This window comes from Stenotrophomonas sp. Y-13, from assembly GCF_046267925.1.
GTDB classification, from domain to species: domain Bacteria; phylum Pseudomonadota; class Gammaproteobacteria; order Xanthomonadales; family Xanthomonadaceae; genus Stenotrophomonas; species Stenotrophomonas acidaminiphila_A.
This window is the reverse complement of record NZ_CP176501.1, coordinates 510,016-522,500: the sequence shown is the minus strand read 5'-3', so window position 1 is coordinate 522,500 and position 12,485 is coordinate 510,016. Positions and strand designations below refer to the sequence as shown.

10 protein-coding genes (1 of these 10 running past the window's edge) are annotated in these 12,485 nt (G+C 71.6%); 5 read left to right on the top strand and 5 right to left on the bottom strand.

Annotated features, from left to right (window positions below):
• Together ACJ7VY_RS02245 and ACJ7VY_RS02240 are read right to left on the bottom strand one after the other, a co-directional pair.
• A protein-coding gene (locus ACJ7VY_RS02245; protein WP_161614347.1) for a M3 family metallopeptidase crosses the window boundary here: on the bottom strand, positions 1–723 show its beginning. 1,302 nt of this gene lie to the left of the window's left edge; only the first 723 of its 2,025 coding nucleotides appear in the window; the start codon lies at positions 721–723; the stop codon falls past the left edge of the window.
• A gap of 38 nt (positions 724–761) precedes the next feature.
• A complete protein-coding gene (locus ACJ7VY_RS02240) occupies positions 762–1,883 on the bottom strand; it encodes a PLP-dependent cysteine synthase family protein (protein WP_409476289.1) in 1,122 nt (373 codons plus the stop codon).
• Positions 1,884–2,005: 122 nt separating this feature from the next.
• On the opposite strand from ACJ7VY_RS02240, the gene ACJ7VY_RS02235 reads away from it, so the two are divergent.
• The 5 genes from ACJ7VY_RS02235 to gloA all read left to right on the top strand — a co-directional run bounded on the left by ACJ7VY_RS02235 (position 2,006) and on the right by gloA (position 6,793).
• A complete protein-coding gene (locus ACJ7VY_RS02235; protein ID WP_161614340.1) occupies positions 2,006–2,380 on the top strand; it encodes a CopL family metal-binding regulatory protein in 375 nt (124 codons plus the stop codon).
• Positions 2,381–2,552: 172 nt separating this feature from the next.
• Complete coding sequence (locus tag ACJ7VY_RS02230) at positions 2,553–4,328, top strand: copper resistance system multicopper oxidase (RefSeq protein ID WP_409476288.1); 1,776 nt, start codon at positions 2,553–2,555, stop codon at positions 4,326–4,328.
• Positions 4,329–4,579: 251 nt separating this feature from the next.
• Positions 4,580–5,599 (top strand): copper resistance protein B, encoded by a 1,020-nt coding sequence (locus tag ACJ7VY_RS02225; RefSeq protein WP_409476780.1) that lies wholly within the window; start codon positions 4,580–4,582, stop codon positions 5,597–5,599.
• 70 nt (positions 5,600–5,669) lie between these two features.
• On the top strand, positions 5,670–6,167 hold the full coding sequence (locus ACJ7VY_RS02220) for a DUF411 domain-containing protein (RefSeq protein ID WP_409476779.1): 498 nt from the start codon (positions 5,670–5,672) through the stop codon (positions 6,165–6,167).
• Positions 6,168–6,274: 107 nt separating this feature from the next.
• Positions 6,275–6,793 (top strand): lactoylglutathione lyase, encoded by a 519-nt coding sequence (gene gloA / locus ACJ7VY_RS02215; protein WP_104937949.1) that lies wholly within the window; start codon positions 6,275–6,277, stop codon positions 6,791–6,793.
• Positions 6,794–6,883: 90 nt separating this feature from the next.
• Here gloA and ACJ7VY_RS02210 read toward each other — a convergent pair whose 3' ends face one another.
• From ACJ7VY_RS02210 to ACJ7VY_RS02200, 3 genes are read right to left on the bottom strand one after another with little or no spacing between them, the layout of a single operon-like run.
• Positions 6,884–10,315 carry an SbcC/MukB-like Walker B domain-containing protein gene (locus ACJ7VY_RS02210; protein WP_409476287.1) on the bottom strand — a complete coding sequence of 1,144 codons (3,432 nt, stop codon included), beginning with the start codon at positions 10,313–10,315 and terminating at the stop codon, positions 6,884–6,886.
• Positions 10,302–10,928, bottom strand: a complete 627-nt coding sequence (locus ACJ7VY_RS02205) for a DUF4194 domain-containing protein (protein WP_104937947.1) — start codon at positions 10,926–10,928, stop codon at positions 10,302–10,304. The genes ACJ7VY_RS02210 and ACJ7VY_RS02205 overlap by 14 nt, the downstream gene beginning before the upstream one ends.
• The gene (locus tag ACJ7VY_RS02200) at positions 10,925–12,385 is read right to left on the bottom strand and encodes a Wadjet anti-phage system protein JetA family protein (RefSeq protein WP_409476286.1); all 1,461 of its coding nucleotides are present in this window, start codon (positions 12,383–12,385) and stop codon (positions 10,925–10,927) included. Before ACJ7VY_RS02200 ends, ACJ7VY_RS02205 begins: the two co-directional genes overlap by 4 nt.
• Between the last annotated feature and the right edge of the window lie 100 nt (positions 12,386–12,485).

Genomic DNA, 12,485 nt, shown 5'->3' with positions numbered 1-12,485 from the left:
GCGCACCGCATGGGCGCGGTAGAGCGCCTCGCGCAGCGCACGGTTGTCCGCATAGGTCTGCACCGGCAGGTAGCAGGGCATGTGCAGGGTCAGCTTCCAGCCTTCGCGCCCTTCCCGGGCGGCGGCGGCACGGGTGCTGGCACGCACATCGGCCGGCAGGCCGGACAGTTCGGCCTCGTCCTCGACATACAGGGCGAATGCGTCGGTGGCATCGAGCACGTTCTGCGAGAACTTCGCCGACAGCGCCGACAGTTCCTGCTGGATCTGGGCGAAGCGCGCCTTGCCGGCCTCGTCGAGCTCGGCGCCACCCAGGCGGAAGTCACGCAGGGCATTGTCCAGCACCTTGCGCCGGGCCGGGTCGAACGCCGCGGCCTCCGGCGACGCCGCCAATGCCTTGTACTGCGCGTACAAGGCCGGGTTCTGCGCCATCGCGCTGCCGAAACGGCTGATCCGGGGCAGGTTGGCGTTGTAGGCCTCACGCAGCTCCGGGGTGTCGGCCACCGCCTGCAGGTGGGCGACCTGGCCCCAGGCGCGATACAGCCGCTCGGTGGCGTCGTCCAACGGCGTCACGAAGGCCTCCCAGCTCACCGGCGCGACGGTTTCGGCGGCCTTCACCGCGGCTTCGGCTTCGGCCAGCAGGGCATCGATGGCCGGGGTGACGTGCTCCGGGCGGATTTCGTCGAATCGCGGCAGGCCGGAGAAGTCGAGCAGGGGGTTGGCAATCATGGGCAGTCCTGGAAACGGGTCCGGCGTGGCCGGTATCAGCTCCGATATGGCGACGGCTCGAGCCACGCACAAGGCAGCGCTGGCAGCCCCTGCCCGTTCACCGCCGCGGCGACGGCGGCGTCGGCGGCGGCCACGTCGATCCCCTGGTGGTCGTACCAGGCGGGGTCGTAATAGCTGTGCGCATAGCGCTCGCCGGCATCGCAGAGGATGGTGACGATGGACCCGTCGCGGCCGGCATCGCGCATCAGCTGCGCGGCCTGCAGCACGCCGATGAAATTGGTGCCGGTGGAACCGCCGACGCGGCGCCCGAGGGTGGCGCTGACGTGGCGCATGGCGGCCAGGCTCAGGGCATCGGGCACCTTGACCATGGCGTCGACACAGGTAGGGATGAAACTGCGCTCCACGCGCGGGCGACCGATGCCCTCCACACGCGAGCCGCCTTCGCAAGTCAGGTCACGCCAGTCGGCCCCTGCCAGCGAGGCGCAGTAGCCGTCATAGAACACCGATACCTCCGGGTCCGCGCACATGATCAGGGTGTCGTGGCGGCGGTAGCTGACATAACGCCCCAGCGTGGCCGCGGTGCCCCCGGTGCCCGGGCTGCAGACGATCCATTCCGGTACCGGATGCGGCTCCTCGGCCATCTGCTTGAAGATCGATTCGGCGATGTTGTTGTTGGCGCGCCAGTCGGTGGCGCGCTCGGCGTAGGTGAACTGGTCCATGAAATGGCCGCCGGTTTCGCGCGCCAGCCGTTCGGATTCGCAGTTCAGATCACAAGCGCGCTGCACCAGGTGGCAGCGCCCGCCCTGGAACTCGATGGCGGCGATCTTCTCCGGCGAAGTGCTGGCCGGGATCACGGCGATGAACGGCAGCCCCAGCAGGCGCGCGAAGTAGGCCTCGGACACCGCGGTCGAGCCGCTGGAAGCCTCGATCACCGGGCAGCCCTCGCGCAGCCAGCCATTGGCCAGCGCGTACAGGAACAGCGAGCGCGCCAGGCGGTGCTTGAGGCTGCCGGTCGGGTGGCTGGATTCGTCCTTCAGGTAGACGTCGATGCCGGGGAAACCGGGCAGGTCCACCGGGATCAGGTGGGTATCGGCCGAGCGGTTGAAATCGGCTTCGATCTTGCGGATGGCCGCCGCCACCCAGGCGCGCTGGGACATGGATCACACACTCTAATGAAAGCTGAAGCCGATTCTACTGCGGACGGCCACCGCTGCCGCCGCCGGCAGCGTCGCGCGCCGCACGGTGGTATGGTGCGCGCAGGTTTCCCTACCGACTACGCGTGCCGCGCATCCTGCTGCCCCTGCTGCTGTGCCTGTCCCTGATCGCCGGTGCGATCGGGTCGGTGTGGTCGGCCACGGCGATGGCGATGCCGGCCGCCGCCGCGCCGGTCGCGGCCATGTCCATGGACATGGTCATGGATCACGGCTGCTGCCATGACGGCGGCGGCCTGCACGATGCGTCCAAGCCGTCCCCGGCTCCTGCGTCGCCCTGCGACGACGGCAAGCAGTGCGATTGCACCCAGCACTGCAACATGCTGCCCACGCCACTGGCGTCGCCGGCCAGTGCCATCGCCCGCGCGACCGAGCCCGGCGCGCCCACGCCAGGGCGTTATGACGTGCGCCCGCGCCAGCTGCACCGGCCGCCCATCACCTGATCCGGCTGTTGCCGCCGCGCGGGCCATTCGCGCGTGACGGCCATCCCCCCGGGGCACGCAGCGCGTAGCGTGGGTGACGTCGGTCGCCGCCTTCCGCCGGCGCCTCCCGCGCGCCCCCGGCAAATCCGCAGTTGCCGCCCGCCTTCGCCGGCGGGCGACCGATGGAGTTCCCATGAAAAACGATTTCCTTTCCGACCCGCGCTCGGTGCTGTCGCGGCGCCGCTTCGTGCAGGGCCTGGCCCTGGGCGGTGTCGTCGCCGGCAGCGGCCTGTGGCGCGCATCCGACGCCTTCGCCGCCGTCCCGCGGGCGATGGCCGCCAGCGAGCTGCGCGGCACCGACCTGAGCCTGGCCATCGGCCGCTCGACGGTCGATTTCACCGGCCGCGCGCGCAGCGCGGTCACCGTCAACGGCTCGCTGCCGGCGCCGATCCTGCGCTGGCGCGAGGGCGATACGGTCAGCATCCGCGTGGCCAACACGCTCGCCGACGAGATGACCTCGATCCACTGGCACGGCATCCTGCTGCCGTCCAACATGGACGGCGTGCCGGGGCTGAGCTTCGACGGCATCGCCCCCGGCGAGGCCTTCCAGTACCGCTTCCAGCTGCGCCAGTCCGGCACCTACTGGTACCACAGCCATTCGCTGTTCCAGGAACAGGCGGGCCTGTACGGCGCGCTGGTGATCGATCCGCTGGAGCCGCCGCCGTACCGCGTCGACCGCGAGCACGTGGTGCTGCTGTCGGACTGGACCGACCTGGACCCGGCCGCGCTGTACCGGCGGATGAAGAAGATGCCGATGCACGACAACACCTACCAGCGCACGGTGGGCGATTTCATGCGCGATGCCCGCCGCGACGGCCTGCGCGCCACCCTCGCCGACCGTGGCATGTGGGGGCGGATGCGGATGACGCCGTCGGACCTGTCCGACATCAACGCCCACACCTATACCTACCTGATGAACGGGACCGCGCCGGCCGGCAACTGGACCGGGCTGTTCCGCAGCGGCGAGAAAGTACTGCTGCGTTTCATCAACGGCTCGGCGATGACCTACTTCGACGTGCGCATCCCGGGGCTGAAGATGACCGTGGTGGCGGCCGATGGCCAGTACATCCACCCGGTGAGCGTGGACGAGTTCCGCATCGCGGTGGCCGAGACGTTCGACGTGATCGTCGAGCCCAGCGGCCAGGACGCGTTCACCATCTTCGCCCAGGACATGGGCCGCACCGGCCATGCCTGCGGCACCCTGGCGGTGCGCCACGGCCTGCAGGCGCCGGTGCCGGCGCTGGACCCGCGGCCCTTGCTGACCATGGCCGACATGGCCCACGACCACGGCGGCGGCCACGGTGACATGCCGATGGCGCACGGAGAGCCTGCCGGACAGGCAGCGCATGGCGCCCACGGCGGACACGGCAGTGGCGGTGGCAGCGCGCCGAAGCATCCCCCCGGCGAGCGCGGCAATCCGCTGGTGGACATGCAGAGCGCGGCCAGTTCGCCGCGGCTGGACGACCCCGGCATCGGCCTGCGCGACAACGGCCGCAGGGTGCTCGCCTATGCCGACCTGCACTCGCTGTTCGAGGACCCGGACGGGCGCGAACCCGGCCGCGAGATCGAGCTGCACCTGACCGGGCACATGGAGAAGTTCGCCTGGAACTTCGACGGCGTCCCGTTCGCCGGTGCCGAGCCGCTGCGGCTGAACTACGGCGAGCGCATGCGCATCGTATTGGTCAACGACACGATGATGACCCACCCCATCCACCTGCATGGCGTGTGGAGCGACCTGGAGGATGCCAATGGCCAGTTCCAGGTGCGCAAGCACACCGTGGACATGCCGCCCGGCACCCGCCGCAGCTACCGCGTGCGCGCCGATGCACTGGGGCGCTGGGCGTTCCACTGCCACCTGCTGTACCACATGGAAGCGGGCATGATGCGCGAAGTGAGGATCGAGGCATGAAGACACGCACCCGATCGCTGCTGTTCATCGCCCTGGCCGCGGCCACCGGCAACGCCGCCGCGCAGGAACCGCATGCCAGCCACCACGGCCACCACCGCCATGGGGCCGGCGCCAAGCCGGATCCGCATGCGGGCCACGTGCCTGCGTCGCCCGGCAACGCCGCCGAGGCCGACCAGCACGCGCACCACGCCGCCCACGCGGCAACGGCGAAGCCGGCCGCACCGGCCCCCGATCCGCATGCGGGCCACCGGATGCCGGCCAGCACGTCCGCACCCGCGGACATGCACGCCGGCCATGCCGCGGCGGCGGCCCCTGCGACCGACGCGGTACCGCCACAACCGGCCACGGACCCGCACGCCGGCCATGCGATGCAGGCATCCGCCGCGCAGTCCATGCACGGCAATGATCCGCATGCCGGCCATGCCACTCCCGCCGCGCCCCCATCGCGGCCTGCCTCCGGCGACGCCCATGCCGGCCATGGTTCTGCGGCCAACGGCCTGGACGTGCATGCCACGCATGCCGATCACGCCGGCCATGGCGCCGCGGCCATGCAGGCGCCGCGCGAGCCGATTCCCGCGCCGACCGCCGCGGATCTGGCGGCGGCGTTCCCGGCGCTCGCGCCGCATGCGATGCAGCACGCGCCCGGCATCAACAGCCTGGTGCTGTTCGATCACCTGGAAGCCTGGGACAACGCCCGCGGCAGCGGCCAGTCGTGGGCGGCCAAGGGCTGGGTCGGCGGCGACATCGACCGCCTCTGGCTGCGCAGCGACGGCCAGCGCAGCGAGGGCCGGTTCGGCGAATGGTCGCTGGACGCACTCTACGGGCGCGCCATCTCGCCGTGGTGGGACCTGGTCGGCGGCGTCCGCCATGACGGTGGCGATGCACCCGGGCTGACCCGCGCCGCCATCGGCGTGCAGGGGCTGGCGCCGTACAAGTTCGAGTTCGCCGCCACCGCCTACCTGGGCGGGCCGCGCCGGGCCGAACTGGCGGTGGAGGCGGAGTACTCGCTGCTGCTGAGCAACCGGCTGATCCTGCAGCCGTCGCTGGAGGCCAGCGTGGCCGCCGACGACGACCCGCACCGCGGCGTCGGCAGCGGACTGGGCCACGTCGGCGCCGGCCTGCGCCTGCGCTACGAGATCACCCGCCGCTTCGCGCCTTACGTCGGCTTCGTGCATGAGCGGCGCTTCGGCCGCAGTGCCGACCTGCACCGCGACGCCGGGGAAGCCACCCGCGAATCGCGCTGGGTCGCCGGCGTGCGGTTCTGGTTCTGACCCCGCCCCCACGGCGGAATGCCCCGTGGCGTTCCGCCCCCTTCCGAAGGAGATCCACATGAACACACTGCTGCACAGGACGATATCCGTGCTGATCGTCGCCAGCGCCGTCCTCGCCGTGGCCGCCTGCGATGCCGCCCCGCCAGCGGCGGCGGGCAAGCCAGCGGCAGCCGCGCACGCCGCCCACGCGGCGCAGGTCGTGCACGTTCACAAGGACGCCAACTGCGGCTGCTGCAACGGCTGGATCGCGCACATGCGCGCGGCCGGCTTCACCGTGGTGGCCCATGACAGTACCGACATGGCCGCGGTGAAGCAGCGCCTCGGCATTCCGCTGTCGCAGGCGTCGTGCCATACCGCCGAAGTCGGTGGCTACGTGCTGGAAGGCCACGTGCCAGCCGCGGACGTGCAGCGTCTGCTGCGCGAGAAGCCGGCCGCGCGCGGGCTGGTGCTGCCGGGCATGCCCATCGGTTCTCCGGGCATGGAGTCCGCCGATGGCCGCCGCGAGGCGTTCACGGTCGACCTGCTGGGCAAGGACGGCAGCCTGCGGCCCTACGCCCGGCACCCCTGAGCGGCAGGCAACGGCACACGCCACCGGGAACGCGGCACGCTGCGTTCCCGGTGCATTGCCGCGCCGCGCTCTAGAATCGCCCCCTCCCCCATATCAGGAACACCGCCATGAGCCTGAACGCTCTCCACCAGCAGCCCGGCGTGGCCGCGCAGCCACCGGCCGAAACCACCGGCTTCGTCTTCAACCACACCATGCTGCGGGTCAAGGACATCGCCGCTTCGCTGGATTTCTACACCCGCGTGCTCGGCTTCCGCCTGGTCGACAGGCGCGACTTCCCGGAGGCCGCGTTCAGCCTGTACTTCCTGGCCTACGTACCGGCGGGCATGCAGGTGCCCGAGGATGACGCCGCGCGCCGGCTGTGGATGGCCGGCATCCCCGGCGTGCTGGAACTGACCCACAACCATGGCACCGAGCACCAGGACGGCCCGGTCTACCACGATGGCAACAGCGAACCGCGCGGCTTCGGCCATATCTGCGTGTCGGTGCCGGCACTGGAAGCGGCCTGTGCACGCTTCGAGGAACTGGGCGTGCCGTTCCAGAAGCGCCTGCAGGACGGGCGCATGAAGAACCTGGCGTTCATCAAGGACCCGGACGGCTACTGGGTCGAGATCATAGGCAACCGCTGAGGTCGCCGGTAGCCGCGGCCGACGCACGGGCCGCGGCTACCGCTGCGTCACGTGCCGGGCCGGCGCCCCGGGCGCGGCCCGGCGCCGCTGTCACGTCGTCGCCTGCTCGCGCGCGATGCGTTCGGTTTCCGCCGCCAGCAGTTCCGGGTGCAGGTCGAACTGGTCGGACAGCAGCAGGGTGCGCGCAGCTTCGGTGACCTCGATGCGCTCGGCCTGCAGCAGGTCGCCGTCGCGGAACAGTTCGATGTAGCTGTCGAGCACGCCGGAAAGGGTGCCCTGGGCGGTGTCCGGCGCCGCCAGCACCAGCTGCAGGCCCAGCGAGCGCAGGTAGTTGGTGGTGGCGCGCGCGTTCTGCGCGTCGATCTTGTCGCCGAACTCGTCGAGCAGGATCAGCCCCAGCCCGCCCGGGTGCGCTTCACTCTTGCCGTAGGCCGCGGCCAGCGCGGCGCCGGCGATCACGTACAGCGGCGCGCGGTGTTCACCGCCGGAGCCCGAGCGCATGCGTTCGCTGAGGCTGCCGATCACCCGGTCGTCCTGGCGGATCTGCACTTCGAAGCGGAAGAAGCGGCGGTAGTCGTCCAGCGGCGAGTTGGCCACGTGGGTGGCGGCCTTGTCCTCGACCAGCGCGCGGAACGCCTCGGGCACCTGGCCGGCGCTCTCGAACAGCGTGTCCTCGCCGCCGATGTCGGCGGCGCGCTGGATGAAGCGGTGCAGCTCGCGGAACTCCGGCACCACCTCGTAATGGAACTGGTAGCACTCGTTGTTGGAGAACGCCGGGCTGGCGCGCAGGGTGCGGTTGAGCGTGGCGATCTGGGTCTTGAGCCGGGTGAAGTTGTCGTACAGGGTGGAGGCCACGCCGGTGCGGAAGGTATCCACGGCGGTGGCGTAGGCCTGGCGCGCCTCGGCCTCGTACTGCACCAGCTCGGTATCGCGCAGCTGGGCCAGTTCGCGCTGCAGCAGGCTGCGCGCCGGGCGCCAGGCGCTGGCGTCGAAATCCAGCTCCAGCCCATGGTCGCGCGCGTACTGCGCCAGACCGCTCCAGGCCTCGGGCAGCAGCCGTGCCAGCTGCGCGTCGCTGTCCCTGGCGCGCTCCTCGCAGCGGCGCGCGCGTTCTTCCAGCGACGGATATTTTTCGTCCAGCTCCTCGCGCTGGCGTTCGACCCGGTTCGGATCGACGTCCGCATCGGCGAAGGCGTCCACCGCGCGCCGCGCGATCAGTTCTTCCTGCTGGCGCAGGCCTTCGAGCAGGGCCTGCGTGCGCTCGAGGTCGGCCGCCGCCACGGCTTCCTGGCCGACCAGCGCGTCGGCGCGCTGCTCGCAGCCGGCGAGCTGGGCGTTCAGTTCACGCAGCTGTTCGGACAGGCGCAACAGGTCCGGGTCCAGCGAGGCGAGGCGGCTTTCCTGCGCGCTGCGGTAGCGTTCGGCCACCTGGCGGTGTTCGAGCACGCGCTCGTGCAGCGCCTGCGCCACCGCGTCGGCATCGGCCAGCCGCGCCAGGCCGCGCTGGCAGTCATCGGCGCGGCGCAGTCGCGGCTCGATCTGGCGCAATTCCTGTTCGGCCTTCTCGATTTCCTCGTGCAGCACGCGCAGCCGCGCGCGGTTGTCGGAGGCGCCGATGCGCAGGTCGCCGGCCGCGGGCAGGCGCAGGCGTTCGATGCTGCCGCCGCGTGCCAGCAGGCCGTCGCGGGTCAGGCCCTGGCGGCTGCGTACCAGCTCGGCCTCGGTTTCCACGCAGCGCAGCTCGCCGAGCTGGCGGCGCAGGAAGGCCAGTGCGTCGGCGTTGACGCCCTCCAGCAGCGCGGCGACGCTGCCGGCCTCCGGCTCGTCGGCGCCACGCGACCTGCGTGCATGGCTGGACAGGGCGAGCTTGACCCCATACACCGAGCGCCCGCCAGACAGGCCGCGGTACAGCTTGACCGCGCGTTCCTCGTCCTTGTCCGGGATCAACAGGGCTTCGATGTTGCTGCGCAGATAACCTTCGATGGCGTGCTGCCAGGTCGCGTCGGTGACCCGCACCAGGTCGCAGACCGGGCGCGCGTCGATGCCGGCATCGCGCAGGTAGCTCATCAGCCGCACCGTGTCCGGGTGCAGTTCGGCCTGGCCGGCGGCCAGACGCTTCTGGTTCTGGCGCGCGGTCTCCAGCGCGTCGCGCGCCTTGTCGTGGGCCGCGTGCAGCTGGCGGGCGTGGCGGTCGACCCGCTCGCGCAGCGGCGCGGCGGCGCGCAACGCCTGGCGCGCACCGGCGAACAGTTCGTCCGGGGTCCATGGCAAGGCAGCCTCGGCGGCCAGCGCCGACAGTTCGGCATGCCACGCGTCCCACGCTTCGCGCGCGCCGGCCAGCGCGGCGGCGTCGATGTCGTCCAGCGCGAGCGCGTCGAGCTGGCGGAACTGGTCGCGCACGAAGCCGACTTCGCGCGCCAGGTCCTTCTTCAGCTGCGCGAGGCGGTCGCGGTCGCGGCCGGCCAGTTCGTCCAGCTGCGCCTGCTCGCCGTAGCCGGCGCTGCCCTGCAGGCGGGCATTGGCGCGCGCCTGCTCCTCGCGCAGGGTGTCGCGTTCGACGCGGGTGTCGGCCAGGCGGCGACGGGTGTCGGCCAGCGTGTTCTGCGCGGTGGCGAGCGCGCCTTCGGCCTGGTCGAGCTGTTCGCTGTACAGGTCGCGGGCGTATTCGGCGGCCAGTGCGCGCGCCGAGGCGGCGCGGGTGGCCTGCGCGGCGATCTTCTCGTACTGGCGCTCCGCGCCCTCGGCGGCGTCGATGCGCTGCTTGACCTGTTCGATCTTCTCCTTGATCTGGCGGAAGCTGTCCAGCAGGGCGCGGAAGCGGGCGATGTCGGTGGGCCGGTCCTCGGCCACCAGGGTACGCACGAACAGGTCCACGTCCTCGACCCGCTGCAGGTTCAGCGCGTTGAGGAAGGCCTTGCGGTAGGCGTTGAGGTCGGGGCTGGCCGACGGGCTGGCGCGCAGCCGCAGCAGCAGGTCGCGCAGGAAGCGTTCGGCATTGGGATGCAGCTGCGGGGTCTCGCCCACCTCCTTGCAGCGGCGCGCGATGTGCTCGCGGAAGGTGTTCCAGGCCAGCGGCAGTTCCTTGCCCTTGACCCGCTCCAGGTGCTCGTCCAGCGCCAGCGCCACGCCCGGCAGCAGGTACAGGCCGTGGGTGCGGTGCTCGGGCTCGTCGACCGAGGCGCCGAGCGCGATGCCGGCGGTCAGCGGCACCCCGGTGTCGGTGTCGCGGAACACCAGCGAGATGTAGGTGGTGGCGGTGCGGCGCTTGCGCCCTTCCTCGCCGCTGCGGAACACGCCCAGGCAATAGTCGCGGATGGTACGCGCGCGGTGGCTGCCGCCGGCCTGGGCGTTGAAACGGATGCGGCTGCGGTCGCCGCCCAGCAGCACGATCTGCAGCGCGTCGAGCAGCGCGCTCTTGCCGGCGCCGTTGGGCGCGATGATGGCGCTGGTCGCGTCCAGTTGCAGGCTCTGCGCCTCGAACAGGAAGAACTGCACCAGGTGGATGCGCTCAAGCTGCTGCATCGTCGTCCTCCGCGCCGGTGTCGCCGGCCTCGTCGCGGTTGTGCTGGTCCAGGCGCTGCAGCCATTGCTCGCCGACGATCTCGACGATGGCCGGGCGCACCCGCAGGTGGAACGGCTGCGGGTCGTCGCCCTCGGAGTCGATCAGCCGGCATACGCCCCAGCGCTTGAGCGTGCGCGCCAGCGCGCGCAGCGCGCCGACGTCGGGCATCGCGCGGCCGGTCAGCGCCTGCCAGCTCTCCTGCAGGTCCGGCAGTTCCACCACCACCTCGCCGTGGTCCTCGATCAGGCCCTGGCGCATGGCCTCGTCGTAACGCTGGCGCAGCACCAGCAGGGCCAGGGTTTCGTCCAGCGTCACCGGCGCGCCCTCGCCATGGGCCGGCAGTGCCACCACGTAGCGGTAATGCGCGTTGCGCTCCAGGCGGATGCCCAGCGGCTCCAGCGCGGCGACGAAATCGGGGTAATGGTCTTCCACCAGGTGGTAGGCCACGCGCGAACGCGGGTCGGTGGCGTACAGCACCTGCTCGGTGGCCAGGCGGTAGGCGGCGCGCTCGAAGTCCTGCACGGCATAGGTGCCGTTGGACATCTGGCTCAGGGTGTTCCAGCTGCGTTTCATGCGGTTTCCGGGAGTTTTGCGCCGACCCGCAGGATGCGGAAGCGCGGGCCGCGCAGGTAATCGTTGTGGTTGCCGTTGCCGGCATCGAGCAGCTCGACGCGGAAACCGCGCAGCAGGCGGCCGAGCGGGTCCTCGCGGCGCAGGCCGCCGACGCGGTTGCCACGCAGGGCCAGCGTGAGCAGGGTCTGGTAGGCGCGCAGGTCCTCGATGCTGGCGATGTCCAGCCGCGCCGAATCGACCGCCGCGCCCTGCCGCAGGTGGCGGCCGACGTAGCGCGCCATGTCCTCGGCGTTGACCAGGCGTGCGCGCTTCATCCGCCGCAGCAGCGACAGCCGTGCCAGCTGCTCCGGCGTGGGCGGCGTGGTGGCGTTGGCGCTGCGCGGGATCGGCGCCGGCTTGCGGTGCGGCGGGCGCAGGCGTGCTTCGTCCATCAGCGGGCCGGGTGCCACCGGCAGCCGCAGCGCGTCCTCCGGCGCCGACAGCACGCCGCGGCAGGCGCGGCGCAGCAGTACGTCGAGCCGGTCGGGGGCGCGCAGGCGGTAGTCGAGGAAGGCCAGCGCGCGGCGGTTGGCCTGGCGGATGTCCTCGTCCAGCCGGGCCAGGTATTCGTCGATGCGTTCCAGCTCGCGCAGCCGTCCCAGGCTGCGTGACAGCCGCTGCTGGGCGCGCGCGGCGTCGCCGCCGGTCACGTGCTCGGCGTACCAGGCCACCAGCGCTTCGCGCTGCGCGCCGGACTCGAGCTGCTGCACCATCGCCAGGATCGAGCTGCGCCGCGCCATCGGGTGGTCGGCGCGGTGCAGTTCGGCATAGTCGCCGATGAACAGCTGGCCGACGTAGCGCTCGAACCACTGCCGGGCGAACTGCGCGGTGGTCTCTGCCTTGCTCAGCTCCGGCATCAGGTCGCGCACCTGCAGGCTCATCGAGGCCAGCGACACCAGCAGCCGCCGCGCCTGGTCGGCGGCCTCGTCGAGGATGCCCCCGTCCAGGCGGCCTTCGGCCACCTGCTGCAGCTGCAGCTCCACCGAGCGCATCTTGGCCGAGACGAAGGTCGGGCCGTGCTCGCTGAACTCCACCAGGGTGGACAGCAGCTGCGCCACCATCGGCGGCATGGTCACCATCTCGCGCGCGCCGATGCGTTCCTGGCGCAGCCAGCCGGCGGCGCGGAAGCGGTCGTGGATGGCGCTGGCGCGCACGTTCAGCGGCGCGTCCGGGGCCTGCCCGTCCTCGTCTTCCCACGGGTCGTCGGCAAGCAGGTAGCGCTCGATCGCGGCGGTGATCTCGCGGCGCGGAAAGCCGTGGCTGGGCGGCACCGGCGCGTCCGGGCCGAAGAACTCGTCGAACATCCGGCACAGCAGCGACCAGTAGTTCTGGCGGTTGGCCGAGGCCAGCGGGCCGAAGATGCCGGCGGGTACGACCGAGAACAGCGGCGGGGTGGTCGTGGCGGTGGTGGTGGTCAAAACGTCGGGGTCCTGCAGCTTCCTGCCGTGCGGCGGCGATTGTGGCATATCGCCGCCGCCGGCGGCCCCCGGCGCGGGGGTGTCGCGGGGCCGCAACGAC

Coding starts and splice junctions, on each gene's coding strand:
- ACJ7VY_RS02240 (WP_409476289.1), bottom strand. CDS start 1,883: ATGTCCCAGCGCGCCTGGGTGGCGGCGGCCATCCGCAAGATCGAAGCC.
- ACJ7VY_RS02230 (WP_409476288.1), top strand. CDS start 2,553: ATGAAAAACGATTTCCTTTCCGACCCGCGCTCGGTGCTGTCGCGGCGC.
- ACJ7VY_RS02225 (WP_409476780.1), top strand. CDS start 4,580: ATGCCGGCCAGCACGTCCGCACCCGCGGACATGCACGCCGGCCATGCC.
- gloA (WP_104937949.1), top strand. CDS start 6,275: ATGAGCCTGAACGCTCTCCACCAGCAGCCCGGCGTGGCCGCGCAGCCA.
- ACJ7VY_RS02210 (WP_409476287.1), bottom strand. CDS start 10,315: ATGCAGCAGCTTGAGCGCATCCACCTGGTGCAGTTCTTCCTGTTCGAG.
- ACJ7VY_RS02205 (WP_104937947.1), bottom strand. CDS start 10,928: ATGAAACGCAGCTGGAACACCCTGAGCCAGATGTCCAACGGCACCTAT.